We start from the raw sequence: 22,344 nt of genomic DNA, 5'->3' as shown, positions 1-22,344 counted from the left end.
ACGCCTCCCGCGCAAGTCGTTCAACGAGCGCAACCACCCCAGTCAAACCTGCGGTTTGACGTCCCCTCCTCATCTGAGGAGGGGAGTTAGACCGCCTTCTCTACTGCCCCAATGAAATCCCTTTTCACCCCCAACGCCCAACCCGCCCGCCTCGTGTTCACCAGCATGGTGGCCGGCCAGGTAGCCCTGCTGCTGCTGCTGTGGCTGTTCTACCCCATGCAGTTCTTCCCCAGCCTGGGCGAAGTCGTGCGCTCGCTCGGCGACCTCGTCACCACGCAGGGCCTCATCCAGGAGCTGTGGGCCAGCATGACCACGGCCCTGCAGGCCCTGGCCGTGGCCACGGTGCTGGCGCTGCTCATCTCCTACCTCACGGCGCTGCCCTTCTTCCGGCCCATTGCCTACGCGGCAAGTAAGATGCGCTACCTCACCCTCACCGGCCTCACCTTCTTCATGGCCCTGATGATAAGCTCGGGCCACCAGGTGAAGCTCTCGGTGCTCATTTTCGGGGCCACGGTGTACTTGGTCACGGGCATGACGAGCGTGATTCTGACCACCACGCAGGAGGAAATGGACCACGCCCGCACCCTAGGCATGAGCGAGTGGCGCAGTTTCTGGGAAGTAGTGGTACTGGGCAAGCTAGACGAAATGCTTGAAGTCGTGCGCCAGAACTTCGCCATCATCTGGACCATGATTACGCTCGTGGAAACGCTCTACCAATCGGAAGGCGGGATTGGGTTGCTGCTCTACAAGCAGAACCGCTACTTGCATTTGGATGGGGTGCTGGCCATTCAGTTGGTGATTCTAGCTACTGGCGCGGCCCAGGACTATGTGTTTGTGCTGCTGCGGCGGATGTTTTTCCCTTACTCGGCGCTGGGCAGTAGCGCGGACTTTTAGTCCGCGGGTGAACCGCCTTCCCAAAGCTTACTATCAATATAACTCGCGGACTAAAAGTCCGCGCTACTGCGCCAGAAAGCTATACGGCCACTTTTCACAATCATCAACCAACCCAGCCTTTACTGGATTCTCCAACACGTAGCGAACAATCCGTTCCAGTTCTCCCGCTCGCACCACATGGTCGTAGCTCTCGGCCTGCCAGAAAGCCCCGCTCCTCCCCAACAACTGGTTTGCCTGCCGGCTGGAATAGCCTTTAAGCAATTGAAGTGTTTTCGCCAGCGGCGGCGCACCTTCCGGCAACTCTACTACTAAATGAACATGATTGGGCATGATGCAGTAGCACCGCAGGTTGTAGCCCTTCCCATCGGGATAATGCAGCGCCTGCGCTACGACGGTCGCAATTTCTGGCTGCCGTAGCCAAGTAGGACCGTGGTTGCTGCCCGCCAGCAAATTATCGAAGCGACCAAAATATTTCTTCCGCTCGGCATACTGCGCGGCGGGGTCTGGGCCGCAGCTTTCCTGCAGCAATTGGGCTTCTGTCTGCAGCCGCTCCAACACTTCCTGCGGTAAGCTGCCCGCCAGCCGGAACGTGATGAAAATGAGCTCGCCCGGCGGTAACCGATGCGGCAGATTACGCTCATACTAAATCAGGTCGGACACAGCTGCAATGTAGCGCGGACTTTTAGTCCGCGACCCACAAAGCCGTCCGAAACCAATCCATTCATCCATCTCACTCGCGGACTAAAAGTCCGCGCTACTTCCATGACTGCCCACACCTACGCCTACGAAGACCCCATTCTCACCCTGAATGGCGTCTCCATCACCCTCAACAACGAGCAAATCCTGCGCGACATCAATGCCCAGGTCCTCAACGTGACGCGCCCCAATATGAGCCAGGGCCAGGTCGTGGGATTCTACGGCCGCTCGGGCATTGGCAAGTCGGTGCTGTGCCGCATCATGGCGGGCCTCATCGCGCCCGGCACCGGCACCGTGGAAGTGGGCCTCGCCCAGCAGCCCGTGACGCCCGGCATGGTGGGCTTCGTGCAGCAGCGCTACCCCCTCTTCGACCACCGCACCCTGCACGACAACCTGCTGGTGGCCGCCCAGCGCAAGCACGCCCCCGCCGACGCCCGCCAGCACGTCGACGCCTACCTCGAACGCTTCGGCCTGGCCCCGCACCGGCGCAAGTACCCGGCCCTGCTCTCGGGCGGGCAGCGCCAGCGGGCGGCCATCGCCCAGCAGCTGCTCTGCTCCGACCACCTCATCCTGCTCGATGAGCCCTTCTCCGGCCTCGACGTGGCCATGATTGACGAAGTGAAACGAATAATCGTCGAAGTCACCACCATGGACGAACTGAACACCGTCATCATCGTCTCGCACGACATCGTGACTACCACCGCCCTGGCCGACCGCCTCTGGCTGCTCGGCTACGAGCACGACGCGGCCGGGGCTCTTGTGCCGGGCGCCACCATCAGCCCCCAACACCAATACAACCTCGCCGAAATGGGCCTCGCCTGGCACGAAAACGTCGAAGCCGAACCCGAATTCGCCCAGTTCGTCGAGCACATCAAGAATGAGATTCGGGGGAGTTAGTGACAGATTGAGTTTGCAATTCAATTACTTCTCCGTTTGGTATTCGCCCAATTAATGTTCGCGAAAAACTACTCGTAAATGTGTGTTCGTTGAGTTTGTCGAATCCATCATAGTATGAAGAAGGACTACCCGTTTCAAGCAGCAGCAACCATACTTCATCACATCCGCTTAAATAGCCTTGCAAATTCTTGCTCTTGCGACTTATGATACTCTGAATAGTATCAACTGGTGCATCTGGCACCATAAACGACGTAATAGGTGACCAGCAAGGAATTGTGAGTTTATCTGAATAAGAGATGCCAATACTTCGAATATAGTCGTGGCTTAACCTGTCCTTGCGAATAGAAAAGTAAGATTTATACTGCGCAAGTTCTTTTACTTCGGAAATAGAGCGAATAACAATATCTGTCACAAACGATGCGATTTGTTGGCGATTTATTTTGTGCCAATTAGCTGATTCAGCAAAAGATACTGAAACATGAAGCGGCATTTGACACTGCTTTTCGAATTGCTTTTGGGCCTCATTTAATATTTTATCTTGGTCCCCCTCACGTCTGCTAATTTCTCCGTTAGCAATTAGTGTGGTTGTTTCAATACCGATTTTCCTCCCGTCTATTTCGACTATTGCATCAGGTAACGGTGGCGCTGGTTGCAACACGGTATAAGGTTGATTCTCTAATAATGCTGGCAGGAATCTTTCCAGCAAATACAGCTCTCGGCTCTGTTTATTGGGCATAAGGATTGAAAGATAATCACAACCCTTCGCTGCTGAGCCGATACTTTTGGATGCTGAAGCGCCCACAGTGGCCACTCAACATTCGGCACTCAAAACTCAACCCCTCCTAAATGCCCACCGGTACCCTGCTCATCATCGACGACGAAGCGCGCTTGCGCCAGTTGCTGGCCCAGGTGCTGGAGCTGGAAGGCTACACCGTGCTGCAAGCCCCCGACGCCCACCGCGGCCTGGAGCTGCTCCAGCAACACGCCGCCGACATCCTGCTCGTGCTCTCCGACGTGAAGCTGCCCGATGCCAACGGCGTCGACCTGCTGCCCCGCTTCAAAGCCGCCGCCCCCGATGCCGAAGTGGTGCTGCTCACCGCCTTCGGCACCATCCCCGACGGCGTGAAGGCCATGAAGCTCGGCGCGTTCGACTACCTCACCAAGGGCGATTTTGAGCAGCAGCTGGTGGTCGTCGTCGACCGCGCCGCCGAAAAAGCCCGCCTCCGCCAGCGCGTGACGGAGCTGGAGCGCCGCGTGGGCCAGCAGTACCGCTTCGAGTCCATGATTGGCGGCTCGCCCGAGCTGCGGCGCGTGCAGCAACTGGCCCGCCAGGTAGCCCCCACCGACAGCACCGTGCTGCTCGAAGGCCCCACCGGCAGCGGCAAGGAGCTCTTTGCCCAGGCCATCCACCAGGCCAGCGGGCGGCAGGGCAAGGCCTTCGTGGCCGTCAATTGCAGCGCCTTCCCCAAAGATTTGCTCGAATCCGAGCTGTTTGGCTACAAGAAAGGCGCCTTCACCGGCGCGCTCTCCGACAAGAAGGGCCTGCTGGAAGAAGCCAACGGCGGCACGTTGTTCCTAGACGAAATCGGCGAGTTGGAACTCAACGTGCAGGCCAAGTTCCTGCGCGTGCTCGAAAGCCAAAGCTTCACCAAGCTCGGCGACACCAAGCCCACCAAGGTCAACATCCGCCTGGTGGCCGCCACCAACCGCAACCTCAAGCAGGAAGCCGCCGAAGGCCGCTTCCGCCCCGATTTATACTACCGCCTCTCGGTCTTCACCATCCTCGTTCCCAGCCTCAAAGACCGGCCCACCGACGTGCCGCCGCTGGCCAACTACTTCCTTCAACACTTCGCCGCCCGCCTCAGCAAGCGCCTCCCCGGCCTTTCGCCGGAAACCTTAGCCATGCTGCAACGCTACCCCTGGCCCGGCAATGTGCGCGAGCTGAAAAACGTATTGGAACGGGCCGCCATCCTAGCTCCCGCTGGCGAGCCGCTGGCCGCCGACTTCCTGCCCGATGAATTCCACGCCCTGGGCCGGCCGGTGAAACCCGGCGCCGATGCGACCGACGAAAGCCTGCGCGCAATGGAAGCCCGCCACATTGGCAAGCTCATGGGCGAAATGGATGGCAACAAACCAGAGGTAGCCAAGAAGCTGGCGATTGGCCTGACCACGCTATACCGCAAGTTGCAGGAGTACGGCCTGGAGGGATAATGTAGCGTGGACTCTGCGAGTCCGCGTAGTTCCGCACGGTGTTGCTCGCCCAGGCGCGGACTCGCAGAGTCCACGCTACTAGCCGTCTGGCGACACGAGAATAGATAACTGAAGCCATGTCCCTCAAACTCAAAATCCGCCTCAGCGTCTTCCTGCTGCTTTTGTTGCTGCTGGGGCTGGGCGGCTACGCCTTCCTCACCATCAGCTACCTGGAGCAAGGGGCGCAGGGCCTCGAGCAAACTGATTTTAATGCGGCGCGCAGCACGGTGCTCGCCTTTCTGGGGGCCGGTACGGTGGTGGGCATCACGATGATGGTACGGCTGCCGCGCATAGTGGTGCGCCCGTTGCGCCGCCTGACCGTGGACATGGAGCGGGTAGCCGGCCCCGGCCCCGCCACCCGCGTAGCCGTGGGGCGGCACGACGAAGTGGGCACCATCGCCGCCGCGGTAAACCGGGTGCTGAGCCAGGCCCAGGACGAGCGCCGCGCCACCTTGGCCGAGCTGTTTACCGAACGCAACCGCATGGACAGCCTCGTGCGCAGCCTGGACGAAGGCCTGCTGCTGCTCGATGAGCAGAAAACCATCGTGCTGGCCAACCCCGTGGCCTGCGACCTGCTGGGGCTGCCCGCATCCCAACTCATAGGCCAGCCAGCGGCCGCCGTGACGGCCACCAGCGACCGGCTGCGCAAGCTGCTGGTGCCCCTGGCCGAAGCCAACCTGGCCAACGACAACGTACCCGACCCGGTTTTCGCCTTCCCGCACAAAGGCGATTCGCCGCATTACCAGCTTAGCATCAGCCCAATTGCGCATATTGGCCAGCAAGCGCCGGGGCAGCAGGCGCCCGCCGGCTACATCTTCTGCCTGCGCAATGTTTCCGATTTCAAGAAGCTCGACGAGCTGAAATCCACTTTCCTGGCCACCATTTCGCACGAGCTGAAAACGCCGCTGGCCAGCATCAAGCTCAGCCTCATGCTGCTGCAAAACGACCGCACCGACGCGGCCGAGCGCCAGCGCCTGGCCACCGGCATCGGCGAAGAAACCCAGCGCCTGCTCAACATGGTAGGCCAGCTCATCGACGTGGCCCGGCTCGATGCCGGGGCCGGCATTAAGCTGAACCCAGAACCCCTGCAGCTGGGTGAAGTAATCCGCTACGCCCTGCAAACCGTGCACCCCCAGCTCCACGACAAGCAGCTCCGGCTTGAGGTGCAAGTGCCCGACGGCCTGCCCACCGTCCACGGCGACCTTGAGAAAACTTCCTGGGTGCTCATCAACCTGCTTTCCAACGCCATCCGCTACTCGCCCACGGCCGCGCCACTGGTCATTCGGGCGGTGCAGTGGGGCGAAATGGTGCGCGTGAGCGTGGAAGACTGCGGTCCCGGCATCCCGGCCGAGTACCACAAGCGCATTTTTCAGCGCTTCGCCGGCGGCCCCGGCCACTCCGGGCAGGGCGGCAGTTCGGGACTGGGGCTGAGCATTTCGCGGGAGTTTATCGATGCGCAAAATGGGCAGCTGTGGGTGGAAAGCCAGCCGGAAATGGGCAGCCGCTTTCTCTTCACCCTGCCGGTAGCGGGGGAAGAAGGCCGGAGGGCAATTTCTGGGATTTGATTGTGGCGACGACGTCATTTCCGGTTGTTTGCCCCCGCCGTGCGTAAACCCAACCGTAACCGTGGCCTCGTGCCACCTCCCTCCTCACCCGCATTTGCTCTTATTATGTTAACCCCCGCCTCCAAGTTCACCGTTGAACGCCTCTCTTTTACCTCCTTGTCCGAACTGCCCAATTCCTGGCAGAATTCAGATTATAAGGAGCTGCTGAAGAAAATGAATTATGATAATCCGGATGAAATAAAAGAGGCCGAATTAAAGGAAATGTGCCTCATGTCTTTTACAGATATGGAGCCCCGTGAAGCGGCCGAAATTGTATTGGGCTATTTATTTCCCGAAGAATTAAATGCGGGCCAAATTGAAAACCTGGGCCACCAGATGCTCACCGAAAAACTCTGGGAAGAAAACCCCGAGCTGCCGCTGCACAAAGGCTTCTACAAAGCCACCGAATTGCTGCACACGGCCTACAACGGCACTTTTCCGCGCACGCAAGCCGTCCAGTTTCAAGTAAAATGCACGGCCGAAAACCCGGAAGACATAGCCCTGCTCACGGAGTCACCGGCGGCGCCGCTCATGCGTTTATTGGCCCCAGGCTTGCCGGATAATGCCTTGATAAATCGGCTTTTTACGACGCAATTAGAAGGGCCGAAATTCTCGGAAGCCGAATCCATGCTGTGGGATTTAACAACGGTGAATAAAGACGCCAATTCGGTCACGTTTGAAGTGGTAAGCTCCGCGTATTGGCTCGACGATTTTAAATACGCCGACACCTACGAAGCCACCACCCACGCCGATGAGCTGAGTACGATGGAAGGAGAATAAGGAACGGGCATTGCCCACCGACAATGCGCAGCTTTCTAAAGCCCTGAGCCGCCCTGCTCGGGGCTTTTGCGTAGATGAGTTTCCCGCCCACGGCCGGGATTATTGCCCGCGCATTAGCTCAAGTACAACTACCTTCAATTGATTTGGTGTTGCTGGTGCGTACTGGTATCTTGCCCTGCCGCTTATTTCTATGAAATCATTCTCCGTCCGTCGGCTCCTGGCTTTGCTGCTGCTGCTTGGCGTGCTGGGAACGGGGGTAGCGGTGTGGCTGCTGGGCAGCGAATACGGCCGCAAACGCATTGCCCAGGCCGTGCGCGAGGGCCTCACGCATAATTCGGAGCTGGTACTGGGGCCGTTTGAAGTGGATTTTTCGCCGTGGCGCGACTTCCCGCACCTCACGGCTTCCATCCACCACCTCAGCCTGACCGATACGTCCTACCGGCAGCGGGTGCCTGTGTTGCGCATCGCGCGGGCCGATATGCGCCTGCATTGGGCCAGCTTGCTGCGGGGCCGGGCCCACGTGACCCGCTTGGTGGTGAACGATGTTGATTTTCGGGAACGAGTCGATTCGCTCGGGCACTCCTGGGGCCTGCGGGGCAAGCGCCGCAAAGGCACCGGCGCCCCGCCCACCCTCAACCTGGAGCTGGACGAGCTGCTCGTCAACAACTTCCGCATGAGCTCGCACAACGGGTATTCGCGCAGCGAATTCGGGGCGGTAGTGAGGCAGGCGCGCCTCACGGCCCGGCTGCAGCGCGGCGTGCTGCAAGTTGCCGGCACCCTGGACGGGCAGTTGAGCTACCTGCGCACCCGCACCGGCTCGCTGTTTGAGCGGGAGCCGGTGCAAGCCTGGGTCAACTACAAATACACGTTTGAAAACCGCCAGGGCCAGCTCTGGAACACCCGCGCCACCCTCAACGGCGACACCATTCAGGTGAGCGGCACCCACCGCGTCGACCCCAGCCAGCCGGTGGGCACCCTGCTCAAGCTGAAGTTTGTGGGCACCCAGCCCCTCACCGACGTGCTGCGTGCGGCCCTACCCCCGCGGCTAGAGCCGCACCTCGAGGGCGCCACCAGCCCCAGCCAGGCGCATATTCAATACACCATCACGGGGCTGAGCGGGCCCACCATCACGCCCCGCAACGTGCTCACCTTTTCGCTGCGCAACGCCAGTCTGCAATGGCCCGATGCGGACCAGCGCATCAGCCGCTGGGACCTGCAAGGCACCTATGACAACGGCCCGGCCCACAACCCCACCTCCACCGCCCTTACCCTGCAGCGGTGCCGAATCTACTCGCCCGCGGGGCAGCTCGACGCGGTGTTCAGCATTCGCGACTTCACCCGGCCCTTTGTGGAGGGGCACGTGCAGGGGCGCACCGAGCTGCAGGAACTGGCGGCCGTGGTGGTGCCGGGCCGCTGGCGCGCCCGCCAGGGCACGGCCGACATCAACGTGCGGCTGCGGGGGCTGCTGCCGCCGCTGGCCGGCCGGTTCGACCCCCGGCCCTTGCGCCGGAACATGTCGGTGCGCGGCAGCGTAACGCTGCGCAAGGCGTCTTTTGTGGTGCCGGTGCGCGGGGCTGATATTTCGAACCTCAACGTGCAGGTGGGCCTGCAAGACAGCGTGTGGCGGCTGTCGGATGCGTCGGGGGTGCTGAACGGCATGCAGTTTCGGGCCGCGGCGGTGACCACCAATTTGTATGACTACCTGGGCGGCCTGCAACCCAGCGCCCGCATTGCCGGCACCTTCGCGGTGGATGAGTTGCGCATCGACCGCCTGCGGTCGTTGCTGCAGCCGGTGGCCCGCACCAACCGGACCGGGTTTTCGCCCACCAGCCTGCCCAAGCCCGGCCGGGCGCCGCGCGACAAAGCCCAGCTGGCGGCCACGCTAGGCAGCGAATTGATTCCACCGGGCCTGCTGCTCAACGTGGGCCTGCGCTGCCAGCGCTTGCTGCTGGCCAGCGACACCCTCAGCAACCTCGCCGTGACCGTGCGGCACGACGGCCAGCGTGTGCAGCTCCTCAACCTGGCCGGCCGCGTGTGGAACGGCGACGTGCGCGGCAACGTGGAATGGCCCACCGACCCCACCAACCAGGTAGCACCCGTGCGGTACCAGTTGGGCGTGCGGTTTGCCACGCTCAACTACCGGCAGTTTCTGGCCCGCCTGGCCCGGCCCGAGCCCACGGCAGCGCGGCCCACCAAGGCCAAGGGTGCGGCCATTCCGGCGTTGCGCGACTTGCTGCTGGCGGCCAACGGACGGATTGGCATCGACATTGACCAGCTCCTGTTTCCCGGCAACGAAAGCATTTCGCAGGTACGCCTGCGGCTGGAGAAAACCGGCGGGCTCCTGCGGGTTCCCTTCCTGCGCTTCCAAACGCCCGGCGGCGGCCGGGGCGAAGCCACTGCCACTGCCCAGATAGATGACCTGCGCCTGCTGGCCGCCGATGCCGACGTGACCCTGCGCTACGCCTCCCTGGACGTGCAGCGGCTGCTGAGCATCGTTGCCAGCCTCACCACCCCGGCCGAGCCGGGCACGTCGGCCCTGGGTCTGGCACGGGCCACGCGGCGGGCTACCCGCCGCGCGCTCCGCCAGCAAACCCAGCCCGACCCGTCCCTGCTCACCAACGGGGTGCTGAGTGCAGTGCTGCGCGTGGAGGCCGACGAGGTGCGCTACGCAGCCATCCGGGGCAGCCGGCTGCGGCTGGTGTCGCACCTGCTCGAGGGCGAAGCACGCCTCGACAACTGCACCCTCAACGCCCTGCAGGGCCGCATCAGCCTGCGCGGTCTGATGGTGAGTACCCCCGACCGGGCCCATCACCCCACGCAGGCGCAGGTTTCCTTCGAGGGAATTCAGCTGCCCGCCCTGTTTTCTACTGCTACTGCCATGGGGCTTAGTGTGCTGGGCGGCGATAATATTCGGGGCACCGTGCGGGGCGAAGCCGACCTGCGAACGGACCTCGGCCTGACTTTTCTGCCAGATTTGCCGCAAACGGTGGGCTACTTAAAAACCGACTTCCGCGACCTGGAGCTGCTGAACGTGGAGCCACTGATGGAAGCCCTCAAATTCATGAAAGAGGAGCGCACCAGTCACCTGTACTTCGAGCCGGTGCGCAGCGAATTCATCTTGGCCAACAGCCAATTGCTCATTCCCAACCTGCGCCTGAACAGCAACCTCAGCAGCCTCGATGTAAGCGGCCGTTACGGCCTCAACGGCCACACCAATCTGTACATTGGCCTCAAACCCCTACAGGCGCTGTTTGGCAACAACAATAAGCGCGTCGAGCGCATCCAGGACGGCGAACAAAAGCCCAGCGCCAACCGCAAGCTCACCTACATCAACCTCAACCGCGCTGGCCCGGGCGAGAAGTACAAAGTGAGGCTTTTCCAGAAGGCAGAACAAAGCCGCGAGCACGCCGCACTCCGCCAGGAATACCGCGACTTTCTCCTCACCCAACGCCTCGATACGACCCTGCGCCTGCTGCGCTAAAACCGAAGAAACCGCGAGACGGAAATTGCCGGGTTGGCCGCTCCCAGCTGGCTATACCAACGACTGAAAAAACGCATCGGTGAAGTCGCTGGCGAAGTGCAGCACGTTGGGCAGGGCCGTGAATTCGGCCGCTTCGTGGGTGGTGGTGAGCACCACGGCTTGCATGCCGGCATTGTGGGCGGCTTCGGCGCCTTTGGGCACGTCTTCAAACACAAGGCAGTCGGCCGGCGCTACGCCGAGCTGCGCGGCGGCCTTGAGGAACGTTTCGGGGTGGGGCTTGCTCAGCACCACGTCATCGGCACTGACAATTGCTTGGAAATAGTGCCGGATGTTCAGGTTATCGAGCACGAAGTCGATGTTGAACGGAATGGCCGCCGAGCCAATGGCCATGGGAATGCCCTGCTGGTGGGCACTTTCCAGAAACTTCTGCAAGCCCGGCAGCAGCGCCAGATGCGGCAGAAACTCGTGCTGGTAGCGCCGCTCTTTTTCCAGCGAAAGCCGGTCCATTTCGGCGGTCGTAAACCGGTCCGCCCCGAACATACGCACCAGCACTTCTTGGTTCTTGCCGTACATCTGCGGCTTCACGTCTTCCCAGGTGAAATGGCCGCCCAGGTCGTTATTGAACAGGTATTGCCAGGCGCGGGTGTGGTATTCCATGTCATGAATCATGGTCCCGTTGAGGTCGAAGATGAAAGCTTTCATGCGAGCAAGGCGCGCCGTAGCGGCCGGATGGTATATCCGGCAAAGGTCGGCAGGCGGCGCGAATGTCGGTTGGTTTGGGCGCAAAAATGGCTTGGCCGCAGGGGTCAGACCTCAATGATTCGTGCTTTCGGCGTGCAACTCCGAAAGAGCAATGGATAAACAGAGCAGCTGAAGTAGCAGCCATTGGACTACCTTCGAATTAATAGCCGTTGCTGCAAGGAGCTTTGATAGCGGTGATGAAGCTATCAATGGTACGATTGGATGAAGTTTGGAAGTTTAATTCCCGGGTCATGCTGAGCTTGTCGAAGCATCTCTCCCGCTTCGTTGCAGCCGATGGAATTAATTGCGCAGTAGAGATGCTTCGGCTGCGCTCAGCATGACGTTGTGGAAGATATTTTTATAGTATCAATAACACGCTCTTAAATCAAATTTTTAATTAATGCAAAAGTCTACATTCATTCTCGTTGCCAGCTTTTCTACATTATTACTTTCCTGTACTTCTAACTCCCAAAAAGAAAACGTGCCCACTATGGAAAAATCAATTGTAGTTACCGGCGAATTTGGGACTTGTTGCAAAGATTTGAAAGATGCCATGGACCCAAGTAAAGTCCATAATTCGTTTTTTAGGATTGAGAAAAACAATGTCTTGTATTTGACGGTCGGGTACGTAAATTCTGAAGCAGGCTCTGGATATTTTGACCAAGCAGTAATCTATTGTCCCTTCTGCGGCCAAAAAGTGCAAGAAAGGGTTGAAATAAAAGGCAAGGCGGGTTTATAAAAATCTATCTGGCATTAGATAGAATCATTGGTTTTGCTATGCTGAGTTGCTTCGACAAGCCCAGCATGGTGGGATTTTAATTCATTCTCATCAGAAGGAACTACTTAAATTATTTTAAAGTGGTGTATTAATTAAAAAGGCCCCGTTGCTCAATAGCAACGGGGCCTTTTTGCATCTAATAGTCGCTATTTAGGAATACCCAGCAGCGCTACAAAAACACCCGAAACGTCGTACCCTCTCCTACTTCGCTCTCTACCTCAATGCGGCCGCCGTTGCCTTGCACGATGCGGTTGACGAGGTAGAGGCCCACGCCCGTGCCCTCGGTGTGGTCGTGGAAGCGGCGGAAAAGGTGAAACAGCTCGCCGCGGTGGCGCTGCACGTCGAATCCCAGGCCGTTGTCTTCTATTAACAGCACGGGGCGGCCTTCGGCCACCCACAGCGACAGGTGCACACGGGCGGGCCGGGCGGGGTCGGCGTACTTGAGGGCGTTGCTGAGTAGGTTGAGCAGGATGGTGCGCAGGTTGGCGCGGGCGTAGGTGATGGTGGGACGGGCCGCAAAATCGGTGGTGACGCGGGCCCGGGCGGCTTGCACCTGGGGCTGCAGGGTTTGCAGCACTTCCTGGGTCAGCTCGTCCAAGGGCACAGTTTCGGCGGGCAGGTCGGGCAGGCGCTGTGCCTGGCCCACGGCGGCCAGGTCGTCGATGGTGGTGGAGAGTTGGCGCAGGGCGTCGTCCACCATGGGCACGAGCATACTTTCCTCCTCGGGGTCGTTGAAAACTGCCGCCAGCCGCACTTCCGCCACAAGGCCCGCCAGGTTGTTGACGGGCTGCTTGAGGTCGTGCGAGGCGGCGTACACGAAGTTGTCCAAGTCTTGATTGGTGCGCAGCAACTGTTGGTTGGCGGTGGCCAGTTCGTCGTTGCGGAGGCCCACGGCCTGGTTGGCGGCCACCAGCTCGGCGTTGGCCCGGGCCAGCATTTCGCGCGCGGCCACCTGCTCGCTCACATCGGTCACGACGGAGGCCACGCCGGAAATTTCTCCGTTGGTTTCGCGCAAAGCCTGGTATACCAGATTGAGGTAAACGGTTTCGATTTGACCATTGCGGCGCAATTGCGTGGGCTGCTCTTGGGCGCTGTAGGTTTCGCCGGTCCGCATCACTTGTCGCAGCAGCAGGTCGTAGCGCTGGCCTTCCAGCTCCGGAATCACGGCTTCCAGGGGCTTGCCCAGCACCTCGGCGGGCGCCAGGCCCCACAGCTCGCAGGCCACGGGGTTGGCGAGCTCAACAATTAATTCCGGGCCCCGCACCACGGCAATGGCCACGGGCGCTTGCTCAAATAGGTCCTGTAGTTGGGCATCGCGTCGGGCCACTTCCTGTTGCAAGGACGCGGCTTGCTGGCGGGCCTGCACCTGCTCGGTCACGTCGAAGGCAAACGAGGACACGCCCACCGTCACCCCGTTTTCCTGGTACGCTTGGTAGGTGAAGTTCAGGTAGCGGGGTTTTGATTTGCCCGCAGTGTCGTGGGTACCGGTCAGCACTTCGTTGCCGAAGTACGGCGTACTGGTGGTGTACACGTGGTCCAGCAGGGCGATAAACCCGTGTTCGACCGCCTCCGGAATAGCCACGGCCGTGGGCTGGCCCTTCAGCACCCGTCCCGGAAACAAGGATTGGTATGCCGGATTCACGTACTCAATAAAGTGCTCGGGGCCGCGAGCGATGAAAACCAACGCCGGGGTTTGCTCAAACACTTGCTGCAGGGTTTCGCGCTGGCGCACCAGTTGCTCGGCAGCTTCCAGGGCTTCGGCCTGCAGGGTCTCGTTGTGGCGGCTGGCCCGCACCTGCTCGGTTACTTCGAAGGCAAACACCATGATGCCGTCAATCCGGCCGTCCTCGTCGTAGCGGGCCTGCTGAATGTAGTTGAAGTACCGGTCTTCCAACTCCCCATCGGCGGGGCGGGCAATGGGAATGAGCATGCCCAGCTCTTGGTGGGTTTGGCCCGTTTCGTACACCTGCTGAAAGGTCTGTAACACGGCGTGGTCGGCAAGCTCGGGCAGGGCCTTCCGAATGGGCCGGCCATTCAGCAAACGCCCGGGAAAAAGCGCCTGGTACGAAGGGTTCACGAGCTCAAAGCGCAGGTCGGGCCCGTCGAGAATGCAAATGGCGGCCGGGGCCTGCATAAAAAACCGTTCGAGGCGGGCCCGTTGCTTCTCGGCTTCGCTCTGGGCGCGCAGCAGCCGGGCAGTGCGGTCGGCCACCCGCGCCTCCAACTCGCCGTTGAGTTCCCGCAAGGTCAGTTGGGCAGTGAATAGGTCGTCGTTGTTGGCCCGAATCTCCTCGTTAGCGGCTTGCAGTTCCTCGTTGGCGGCGGCCAGCTCTTCGTTCACGCCAATCAGCGCCTGCTTGCTTTCGGCCACCAGTTGCCGGGCGCGCACCTGTTCGGTCACTTCATAGGCAAACACGATGATGCCATCGACGGCGCCGCTGGCATGGCGCCGGGCCTGGTAAATGAAGTTGTAGTAGCGCTTTTCCAGCTCCTTAATTCCGGCATTCTCGTGGTCGAGCTGCACGAGCATCTCGTTGGCCCGGAATGTTTCGCCGGTGCGGAACACTTGGTCGAGCAGGCCAAAAATTGGTTGACCAGTCAACTCGGGCATGGCCTCGCGAATGGGCCGCCCGAGCAGCGGCCGGTTGCCCACCAGCTGCTGGTAGTGCGGGTTCACCAACTCAAATACGTGTTCGGGGCCGGCGAATATGCAAATCATGGCCGGCGCCTGCATGAAGGTTTCGTACAGAGCCGCACGCTGGCGCTCGGCTTCGGCCAGCGCGGCGCGTTCCCGGACCTGGCTTTCGCGCAAGGCCACTTCTACGGCCGTGCGGCTATGGTCGGCGGTGTCGCTGAAGCTCACCAGCAGCCCCTGGCCCACCCGCCGGGCCGATAGGTGAAAGTAGTTGTCGAGGCCGTCGCCCTGGTAGTTAACCTTCAAGTGCGTCACCTCGTCCGTCTCACACGCCCGGCAGTGAAAGTCAAATACCCCCGTTTCCCGCGTGTGGGGGAAATGTTCCAGGTACGTTCCAGCCGGGCGCGCCGGCTGGTGGAGTACCTGCTGGGCCACCGGATTGAAATAATCGATGGTAAAATCAACGATTTCTCCCCCGGGCGCCCGCACAGGGGTATAAAGCCCCACGCCGGTGAGCGAGGTTTCCAGCATTCCCCGCAACAAGTCATCCGGCGGAAAGGCGCTGCTTAGGTCAGCAGGAATAGACGCGGCGTCGGCGGTAGATTCGGGCATGCGGCGAAAGTAAACACATCACTGGGATTGGTCAGGTTTATACGCAGATTAGATTCTGATGATTTATCAGCGGCAAAAAGCCCCTGTTATATCATGCTTTTTCAGGGGCTAAATCTAAATAAGCACTCATGAACAAGAACACTACTTCTCCATTCGGTCGCTTCTTCAAGTAGTCAGGCTTCGACTGCGCTCAGCATGACCGTGGTTTTAGCTTTTAGCCTTTGCACAAATACACGCACACAAATCAGTGCGCAACATTAAAAAAGCCCCGTCGCTTGCTGGCGACGGGGCTTTTTAACGGGAAGTAGTCCCGATATTCTAAAACTCAGCCTTTACAGCTCATCGCCAATTACGGCCACGGCTTCGGCCAGGGCGGCGTCTTTGCGCAAGGGTTTCAGGAAGCGGGCAATGCGCTTGGCAGCTGTCGAATCGCTGCCAACCACGGTGCCGGCATCGGCCGAGAGCTGGGCCACTTCAAGCGAAGGCAGAGCATTCTGGGCGGCCGTCTGCTGCTTGTTGATGACACGGGCCTGCTGCTGAATGGCGCGGTAAGCGGCCAGGTTGAGCGAGAGGTTGGTTTGCTTGCGGCGCTCGGTGGCGCGGTCTGCCGCTTCGGTAATGAGGCGGAAACCGGGGCTGGCGGCTACCCGCGCGGCGCTGGCGGTGCGCAGCTTCTCCACGGCCGCCAGCGTGTTGGTGGGCTGGTACGTGGCAGGCGCGATTTCGTCCCACTGCAGCGGGTAGTCCGTTTCCTGCTCGCCTTTGGCGTAGGAAGTGAGGGCATCGGGCAGCGTGATGTCGGGCACTACACCCTTGAACTGAGTAGAGCCCCCGTTCACGCGGTAAAATTTCTGCACCGTGAGCTTGAGCGAGCCGAGGGGCGTCAGGGCTTTTACTTCGGGGGTCACGGCGTTGTCCAGGTCGAACACCTGCTGCACCGTGCCCTTGCCGTAGGTGGTGCTGCCCATCACAATTGCGCGGCGGTAGTCCTGCATGGCCGCGGCCAAAATCTCGGAGGCTGAGGCGCTGTATTTGTTCACGAGCACCACCAGCGGGCCGCCGTATTGCACCTGGGGGTCTTTGTCGGCCAGCGGCTGGGCCTTGCCGCGGCCGGTTTTCACTTGCACCATGGGGCCGGTGGGCACAAAGAGGCCGCCCATTTCCACGGCGTCCTGCAGGGAGCCACCGCCGTTGTAGCGGAGGTCGAGAATGACGCCGGCCACGTTTTCCTTCTTGAGTTTGGCCAGTTCGGCTTTGACGTCGGTGGCGCTGCTGCGGCCGCCCTTGCCCGCGAAATCGGCGTAGAAGCCGGGCAGGTGGATGTAGCCGTAGTTGCGGCCGCCGCGCTTAATCACGGCCGACTGCGCGTAGGTTTCCTCAATCACCACCACGTCGCGGATGATGGGAATGACGATGGTGGCGCCATCGGGCTTGCGCACGGTTAGGCGCACTTCGGTGCCCTTGGGGCCGCGAATGAGCTTCACGGCCTTCTCAAAGCGCATGCCTTCCACGCTCACCGGCTCGGCCGCACCCTGGGCCACGCGCAGAATTACGTCGCCCACTTTCAGTTCGCCCTGCCGGAAGGAAGCCGAACCGGCCACAATGTCCGTTACTTTCAACAGGCCATCGTCTTCCTGCAGCAGAGCGCCCGTGCCTTCGAGGCGGCCCGTCATGGAAATATCAAAGTTGTCGCGCACCAAGGGCGCGAAGTATTCGGTGTGGGGGTCGTAGGTGTTGGCAATGGCGTTGGCAAACACGGCCAGCCGGTCGTCGGCATCGTTTTTCAACTGGTCGGCAAACGAGTCGTCGTAGTACTTCAGCACGCGCTTGCGGGCTTCGGCCTCCAGCTCCACAGCCGTGCGCGGCAGCGCCGAGGTGGTGCTGGTGGCCGCGCCGGCTTTGGTCGCCGCCAGGGGCTTGTCGGTTTTGCGGGCTTCTTCGTCCATCAGCTCCGAAAGCTGGGCCAGGGTCTGGTACTTGAGCAGCTTGCGCCACTGCTCGCGCTGGTCGGCGGCGTTGGCCGCAAACGTGGCCTTGGCGGGGTCGGTTTCCCAGTTTTCCTGCGCCAAGAAATCAAATGGTTTGGCCAGCAGCTCGCGGTACAGGGCCTGAATCTCGACGGTGCGCTTGCTCAGCAGCTGGCTGGTCACGTCGAGGAACTCGTGGGTACCGGCCTTGAGCTGGTCGTCGATTTTGGTTTGGTACTGCCGCAACTGCGCTACTTCGGGGGCGCGCAGCAGCTGCTTGTTCACGTCCACGCGCTTGAGGTAGAGGTCGAACACGCGCTGCGAAAACTGGTCGTCCAGTTTTTCGGGCTGGTAGTGGGCCACGGTGAGGCCTTGCAGCATCACGCCGAGCACCACTTGGTCGCGCGGCGGCGTGCCCTGGTACACCGAAAACGAAGCCAGCCCCAGCAGGGCCAACGAAGCAAATAATCCAGCCTTAAATCGAGGAGCTTGCATGCGAAGAAAGTAAAGAGGAGGAGAAAGAGAAGCCGCTTGGGCTGAAAACCGCGCGGTGGCCGGGCCTGGGTCAGGTGGGCAGGCCCTGCGCCTACTCAACCAGAATCGCACCAATAATTGTTACCAAAGTCGAAATGTAATGGATAAGGTTGCGGAAAAGATGGTTGCATTTCCTCCGCTGCCAAAAGCCCCCTACCGGGGAAAAATCAGAAGCTCAGCGTGAGCTGCTTACCAACAGTGGCCGGGCCAGGGGCCGGTTGGCCGTTGCTGAGGTTGGACAGGGACACGCCCAGCAGCCGCACGCCCTTCGGCAACGGAAACAGGCCCTCGACCAGCTCCCGACAGCACCGTTCTAACACGGCTTGGCTCGGAATGGGTCCCGGGCTGCTGCGGCTGCGCGTGATTTGCTGAAAGTCTGCAAATTTCACCTTGAGGGTGATGGTCCGGCCCAGAATGCCGGTGCGCTGGCAGTACTCCCACACTTCTTCAATGGCCGGACGCAACCCCTCCAGCAGGTCCGGAAAATGGGTTAAATCCTGGGCGAAGGTGGTTTCGGAGCCCACCGATTTGCGCTGGCGGTCGGCCACCACGGGGCGGTGGTCCTCGGCGCGGGCAATGGCAAAATAGTAGTGCCCGGCCTTGCCGAACTGCTGTTGCAGAAACTCGGCGCTTTGCTCGCGTAAGTCGGCGCCGGTGAAGATGCCTAATTGGTTCATCTTGGCCGCCGTAACCGGGCCCACGCCGTGAAACTGACCCACTGCCAGGCCGGCCACAAAGCCCAGGCCCTGCTCGGGCCGCACCACAAACTGCCCGTTGGGCTTGCGGTAGTCGGAAGCCAGCTTGGCTAGAAATTTATTGTAGGAAATGCCCGCCGAGGCCGTTAGCTGCGTTTCTTCCAGGATTTTGGCCCGGATTTCCCGCGCAATCTGAGTGGCCGAGGCCAGTTCCTTGAGGTTGTGGGTCACGTCGAGGTAGGCCTCGTCCAGGGAAACGGGCTCGATAAGCGGTGTATATTCGGCAAAAATGGCCCGAATCTGCCGCGACACCTCCTTGTAGACGTGAAAGCGCGGCGGCACGAACACCAGCTCCGGGCATTTGCGCAGCGCCGTGGCCGAGGCCATGGCCGAGCGCACCCCATACTGCCGGGCCTCGTAGCTGGCCGCAGCCACCACGCCCCGCTCCCGCGCACTGCCCACCGCCACCGGCCGGCCGCGCAAGTCAGGGTTGTCGCGCTGCTCCACCGAAGCATAAAATGCATCCATGTCCAGATGGATGATTTTGCGCATCAGATTTCCACTCACTATTTTTGCTATTTATTCTATCAAAGATAAATTGGCGGCTTCCAAGTTCGGAATCTGCGTTTCCAGCAATCAGAGCGAGGAAACAAGGTTAAGCAACTCACGTTTTTGAACAGAGTATGCTTATTCACAGAATATTAACACAAAAGTAATATTGGGCGTTTGCTTTCATCTGCCCAATTGTTTAGCTAACTTTACATCAGCAAACAATGTGGGGTGGCGGAACTGGCAGACGCGCTAGCCTATCTCGCTAGTACAATTAGAGGTTCGAGTCCTCTCTCTACAGCAAATCCCCGGGGCCTTCGCCTCGGGGATTTTTGCGTTTTTAGGTTCGGGCGCATCGGCGAAAACGCCGACGTGCCGGCGGCGTAGGGACTTATGTGTGGGAACAGGAAAACCGGAATGCAATATTTTGGCACCTCGCCGATTTTTACGTGTTTTTTAAACCATGCGGGCACGCATCGGCGAACCATTGCCAACGGCGCAGCAGCGCCCCTATGCGGGAGTGGCGCGTGTGCCGTAAGTGTATTTGCAAGTCGCAAAAACCCGAATTCAGTGCATTGAGAGGCATTTTAGGGTTACTGTTTCTTGCCAACTGCGGCTACATTTGTCCGGGTCAGCTCTTGGGTTCGTGCGGCTTTGGCCACAATCCAGAAGGCGCCGTTTGCTGACCCCACGCTTCCCACTCAACCATCTCACCGCAGCATGACGAGGCCTCGCCCTTTTCGTTTTCAGACGCCGTTTGCTTTCCGCTGGCGCTTCCTCGTGCTTCTGGGGTTGCTGGTGGCCAGTGGAGCAACCGCCCGGCCGGGGTGGGCCCAAAGCTTTTTGCGCGCCAATGGCCCCCGCATTGTGAATGCCAGCAACCAGGAAGTCATTCTAAATGGGGTGAACCTGGGCGGCTGGGCCCTGCAGGAAGGCTACATCATCAAGCCGGGCTGGGAGGGCATCAACGGCAAGAAAACCCAGGGCGCTGTGAAACAGACCCTCTACAACGCCGGAATGAGCGACGCGGCCGTGGAAGCCTTTTACCAGCGCTACCGCGACAATTTTATTACCAAGGCCGACATCGATTTCATCGCGGCCCAGGGGTTCAACTGCGTTCGCGTGCCGCTGCACTACGACCTGTTTCTGACGCCCAGCCAGCGCGCCGTGCGCAACGGGGTGTTGCGCGGCACCACTACCTACCCCGCCTACGTGAACGCGCTTACCACCTGGTACAATGCCAACCAGCTGTTTGTGGACCCCGCCAACATGGAAGCCCTGCGCCTGATTGACAACCTGCTGGGCTGGTGCGCGGCCAATCAGCTGTACGTTGTGTTCGACCTGCACGCGGCGCCGGGCTCACAGGGCACCGACACCAACATCGCCGATTCGCTGGTGCCGCTCGATTTCTGGAATACCGCCATCCATCAGGACATCACCAACCGGCTGTGGGCCAGCATTGCGCGGCGCTACAAGCACGACGCCCGCGTGGCCATGTACGACCTCATCAATGAGCCGAACCACGTCCCCAGCAACCAATCGATTCACGACGTGTACCAGCGCCTCATCAACGCGGTGCGGGCCGAGGGCGACCAGCACCTGCTGCTGCTGGAAGGCAACGGCTTCGGCAACGACTACAACCTCATGGAGAAGCGCACCTTCACCAACACGGCCAACTTGGTGTATAACTCGCACCGCTACAGCGGCACCGGGTATTTGCTGGACAACCAGGTGAAATCCGAAGACGCCAGCAACCCCAACAGCTTGCGCACGCTCGGCAACCTCACCCGCTTCCGGACCGCCAACGACGTGCCCATTTGGGTGGGCGAAACCGGCGAGAACACCGCCGCCTGGATGCAGGAGGCCGGCCGCAACCTCAACTCCGTGGGCATCGGCACGTGCCACTGGACGTATAAGCGCTTCGATTCCAATGATAACGCGGCCCTGCTGCGCATCAACCCACCCTTCATCGTGGACGGCCCGGCCGCCCTGCCCCAGGTGCTGACCAACGTCCTGTTTGCCAACTGCGTGCCGAACGCGGCCCTGGCGGCCGTGGCGCCGCTGCAAAACGGCCTCGTGAACTACCCCGACGGGGGCAACTATTGTGGCACGACCAGCCCGGCGGCCGGCCCGTCAGCAGCTTCCCGAACCGCAACGCCCTGCAACCCGAAGCCTACCCCAACCCCAAGGGCCCGGAAGCCGCGGAAGTAAAGCCCGAACCTACCAACTGCTCAATTTTCAGCGCTGAAAAGTCGGGCATCGTGCCCCTCACGTGCTGGGGGTTGGCGTTTGGCCATCGTTCATAAGTAAGGCGCAAGGCGACGGCGCTACTTTGCTTTTGCAGCTTCTGCTTTCTTCTTCGGGCTGGTTTTCTTTCCGGCTACCGGCTTTTTGCGCTTCGTTTTTTTCCTGCGGGGCGGCAGGCGTTCGCGTTCGGCTTTGCGCTCGGCCCGCAACAGCAGGCGCTCGGGCAGGCGGGCAATGAGGCGGTCGCGCACGTACTGCGCCAGGCTGGAAAGCGGGACCAAGTGCGTGGTTCGCAAAAAATGGCCTACCTCCCGGCTGCGCAATGTGCTGACACCGGTCAGGCCGCGCGCCATCAGAAACTGCTTCACCTCTTCTAGCAGCAGCAACCTGCTCAGGGGCGCCAGGGCGACGGTGGCGTTGTAGCCGGCGGCTCGATGCGGCCGCAGGCCTTCGGCCGAAGCCACCCACACTCCCACCCACTCGGGCAGCAGCAGCAGCAGCTTGGCCAGGTGCTTTTCGGTGACGATGAACGTGACGAAATCGTAGACTTCGCCGTAGCAGCGCAGCTGGTTGGCCACGCGCTGCAGGGTGTCGCCGTCGCCTTTCACTTCGTAGCCGTGCATGAAGGCGGGCGTGATGTGCACCACGTCGGCGCGGGTAGTGCCGGTGGGCAGCTCGTCAACGTACACGCCGCCCGCGAGCAAGGGATAGAGAAGGGCGCGGATTTCCGGGTCGTTCATGGCAACCCCAAAAGTAAGCTCGGCAAGGCCAGTCTGCCGCCTGCAATCCAAAAGCCCAATCCCATTCGCTGCGCTCTCAGCTACGCCCGCTAGCCGCACACTCTGCCGGCGCCTTGCTGCCCGGATAAGGCCGCCGCCGCGACTGCGGCCGGGAGTTTTGCGGGTATGCGGAACCCAGGAGCGAAAGCGCGATTTATGCGCATCCAATTTCAGTAAGTGCTTCTTCCACAATCCGTATTTGCAG

15 protein-coding genes and 1 tRNA gene are annotated in these 22,344 nt (G+C 60.6%); 9 read left to right on the top strand and 7 right to left on the bottom strand.

Annotated features, from left to right (window positions below; translation table 11 throughout):
* Nucleotides 1–111 precede the first annotated feature (111 nt).
* On the top strand, nt 112–894 hold the full coding sequence (locus I2I05_RS09960; protein ID WP_196282104.1) for an ABC transporter permease: 783 nt from the start codon (nt 112–114) through the stop codon (nt 892–894).
* A 63-nt stretch (nt 895–957) separates the two neighbouring features.
* Here I2I05_RS09960 and I2I05_RS09955 read toward each other — a convergent pair whose 3' ends face one another.
* Nucleotides 958–1,452 (bottom strand): REP-associated tyrosine transposase, encoded by a 495-nt coding sequence (locus I2I05_RS09955; protein WP_317192338.1) that lies wholly within the window; start codon nt 1,450–1,452, stop codon nt 958–960.
* 204 nt (nt 1,453–1,656) lie between these two features.
* Between I2I05_RS09955 and I2I05_RS09950 the strand changes: the two genes are divergently transcribed.
* The gene (locus I2I05_RS09950; RefSeq protein ID WP_196282103.1) at nt 1,657–2,487 is read left to right on the top strand and encodes an ATP-binding cassette domain-containing protein; all 831 of its coding nucleotides are present in this window, start codon (nt 1,657–1,659) and stop codon (nt 2,485–2,487) included.
* On the opposite strand, the gene I2I05_RS09945 is transcribed toward I2I05_RS09950, so the two are convergent.
* Nucleotides 2,462–3,223, bottom strand: coding sequence for a hypothetical protein (locus I2I05_RS09945; protein WP_196282102.1), 762 nt, complete (start codon nt 3,221–3,223; stop codon nt 2,462–2,464). The genes I2I05_RS09950 and I2I05_RS09945 overlap by 26 nt on opposite strands.
* Nucleotides 3,224–3,333: 110 nt before the next feature.
* On the opposite strand from I2I05_RS09945, the gene I2I05_RS09940 reads away from it, so the two are divergent.
* The 4 genes from I2I05_RS09940 (at nt 3,334) to I2I05_RS09925 (ending at nt 10,602) form a co-directional block, all read left to right on the top strand.
* Nucleotides 3,334–4,698 carry a sigma-54-dependent transcriptional regulator gene (locus I2I05_RS09940; RefSeq protein WP_196282101.1) on the top strand — a complete coding sequence of 455 codons (1,365 nt, stop codon included), beginning with the start codon at nt 3,334–3,336 and terminating at the stop codon, nt 4,696–4,698.
* Between the two features lie 116 nt (nt 4,699–4,814).
* Nucleotides 4,815–6,302 (top strand): sensor histidine kinase, encoded by a 1,488-nt coding sequence (locus I2I05_RS09935; RefSeq protein ID WP_196282100.1) that lies wholly within the window; start codon nt 4,815–4,817, stop codon nt 6,300–6,302.
* 105 nt (nt 6,303–6,407) lie between these two features.
* Nucleotides 6,408–7,121: a hypothetical protein gene (locus I2I05_RS09930; protein ID WP_196282099.1), complete on the top strand. Its 714-nt coding sequence runs from the start codon at nt 6,408–6,410 to the stop codon at nt 7,119–7,121.
* Nucleotides 7,122–7,311: 190 nt separating this feature from the next.
* Complete coding sequence (locus I2I05_RS09925; RefSeq protein ID WP_196282098.1) at nt 7,312–10,602, top strand: AsmA-like C-terminal region-containing protein; 3,291 nt, start codon at nt 7,312–7,314, stop codon at nt 10,600–10,602.
* A gap of 51 nt (nt 10,603–10,653) precedes the next feature.
* Here the strand turns inward: I2I05_RS09925 and I2I05_RS09920 are convergent, their stop codons facing one another.
* A complete protein-coding gene (locus tag I2I05_RS09920; RefSeq protein ID WP_196282097.1) occupies nt 10,654–11,304 on the bottom strand; it encodes an HAD family hydrolase in 651 nt (216 codons plus the stop codon).
* A 439-nt stretch (nt 11,305–11,743) separates the two neighbouring features.
* Between I2I05_RS09920 and I2I05_RS09915 the strand changes: the two genes are divergently transcribed.
* A complete protein-coding gene (locus tag I2I05_RS09915; RefSeq protein WP_196282096.1) occupies nt 11,744–12,082 on the top strand; it encodes a hypothetical protein in 339 nt (112 codons plus the stop codon).
* Nucleotides 12,083–12,290: 208 nt separating this feature from the next.
* Here I2I05_RS09915 and I2I05_RS09910 read toward each other — a convergent pair whose 3' ends face one another.
* The 3 genes from I2I05_RS09910 to dinB form a co-directional block, all read right to left on the bottom strand.
* Nucleotides 12,291–15,368, bottom strand: coding sequence for a PAS domain-containing protein (locus tag I2I05_RS09910; RefSeq protein WP_196282095.1), 3,078 nt, complete (start codon nt 15,366–15,368; stop codon nt 12,291–12,293).
* Between the two features lie 332 nt (nt 15,369–15,700).
* Nucleotides 15,701–17,830, bottom strand: coding sequence for a carboxy terminal-processing peptidase (locus tag I2I05_RS09905; RefSeq protein WP_196282094.1), 2,130 nt, complete (start codon nt 17,828–17,830; stop codon nt 15,701–15,703).
* Nucleotides 17,831–18,036: 206 nt separating this feature from the next.
* Nucleotides 18,037–19,116: a DNA polymerase IV gene (dinB, locus tag I2I05_RS09900; RefSeq protein ID WP_196282093.1), complete on the bottom strand. Its 1,080-nt coding sequence runs from the start codon at nt 19,114–19,116 to the stop codon at nt 18,037–18,039.
* Between the two features lie 222 nt (nt 19,117–19,338).
* On the opposite strand from dinB, the gene I2I05_RS09895 reads away from it, so the two are divergent.
* Together I2I05_RS09895 and I2I05_RS09890 are read left to right on the top strand one after the other, a co-directional pair.
* Nucleotides 19,339–19,414 (top strand) — tRNA-Asp (locus I2I05_RS09895).
* Nucleotides 19,415–19,833: 419 nt separating this feature from the next.
* The gene (locus I2I05_RS09890; RefSeq protein ID WP_196282092.1) at nt 19,834–21,324 is read left to right on the top strand and encodes a glycoside hydrolase family 5 protein; all 1,491 of its coding nucleotides are present in this window, start codon (nt 19,834–19,836) and stop codon (nt 21,322–21,324) included.
* 116 nt (nt 21,325–21,440) lie between these two features.
* Here I2I05_RS09890 and I2I05_RS09885 read toward each other — a convergent pair whose 3' ends face one another.
* Nucleotides 21,441–22,100 (bottom strand): sce7726 family protein, encoded by a 660-nt coding sequence (locus I2I05_RS09885; RefSeq protein ID WP_196282091.1) that lies wholly within the window; start codon nt 22,098–22,100, stop codon nt 21,441–21,443.
* Between the last annotated feature and the right edge of the window lie 244 nt (nt 22,101–22,344).

This window comes from Hymenobacter jeongseonensis, from assembly GCF_015694725.1.
Taxonomy (GTDB): Bacteria; Bacteroidota; Bacteroidia; order Cytophagales; family Hymenobacteraceae; genus Hymenobacter; species Hymenobacter jeongseonensis.
Note: the sequence above shows the minus strand (reverse complement) of the source record. Positions and strands in the feature narration are given on the sequence as shown.

What these genes read in the sequence shown, in the direction of transcription:
- I2I05_RS09960 (WP_196282104.1), top strand. Translation starts at nt 112, where the DNA reads ATGAAATCCCTTTTCACCCCCAACGCCCAACCCGCCCGCCTCGTGTTC.
- I2I05_RS09950 (WP_196282103.1), top strand. Translation starts at nt 1,657, where the DNA reads ATGACTGCCCACACCTACGCCTACGAAGACCCCATTCTCACCCTGAAT.
- I2I05_RS09945 (WP_196282102.1), bottom strand. Translation starts at nt 3,223, where the DNA reads ATGCCCAATAAACAGAGCCGAGAGCTGTATTTGCTGGAAAGATTCCTG.
- I2I05_RS09940 (WP_196282101.1), top strand. Translation starts at nt 3,334, where the DNA reads ATGCCCACCGGTACCCTGCTCATCATCGACGACGAAGCGCGCTTGCGC.
- I2I05_RS09935 (WP_196282100.1), top strand. Translation starts at nt 4,815, where the DNA reads ATGTCCCTCAAACTCAAAATCCGCCTCAGCGTCTTCCTGCTGCTTTTG.
- I2I05_RS09930 (WP_196282099.1), top strand. Translation starts at nt 6,408, where the DNA reads ATGTTAACCCCCGCCTCCAAGTTCACCGTTGAACGCCTCTCTTTTACC.
- I2I05_RS09925 (WP_196282098.1), top strand. Translation starts at nt 7,312, where the DNA reads ATGAAATCATTCTCCGTCCGTCGGCTCCTGGCTTTGCTGCTGCTGCTT.
- I2I05_RS09920 (WP_196282097.1), bottom strand. Translation starts at nt 11,304, where the DNA reads ATGAAAGCTTTCATCTTCGACCTCAACGGGACCATGATTCATGACATG.
- I2I05_RS09915 (WP_196282096.1), top strand. Translation starts at nt 11,744, where the DNA reads ATGCAAAAGTCTACATTCATTCTCGTTGCCAGCTTTTCTACATTATTA.
- I2I05_RS09910 (WP_196282095.1), bottom strand. Translation starts at nt 15,368, where the DNA reads ATGCCCGAATCTACCGCCGACGCCGCGTCTATTCCTGCTGACCTAAGC.
- I2I05_RS09905 (WP_196282094.1), bottom strand. Translation starts at nt 17,830, where the DNA reads ATGCAAGCTCCTCGATTTAAGGCTGGATTATTTGCTTCGTTGGCCCTG.
- dinB (WP_196282093.1), bottom strand. Translation starts at nt 19,116, where the DNA reads ATGCGCAAAATCATCCATCTGGACATGGATGCATTTTATGCTTCGGTG.
- I2I05_RS09890 (WP_196282092.1), top strand. Translation starts at nt 19,834, where the DNA reads ATGACGAGGCCTCGCCCTTTTCGTTTTCAGACGCCGTTTGCTTTCCGC.
- I2I05_RS09885 (WP_196282091.1), bottom strand. Translation starts at nt 22,100, where the DNA reads ATGAACGACCCGGAAATCCGCGCCCTTCTCTATCCCTTGCTCGCGGGC.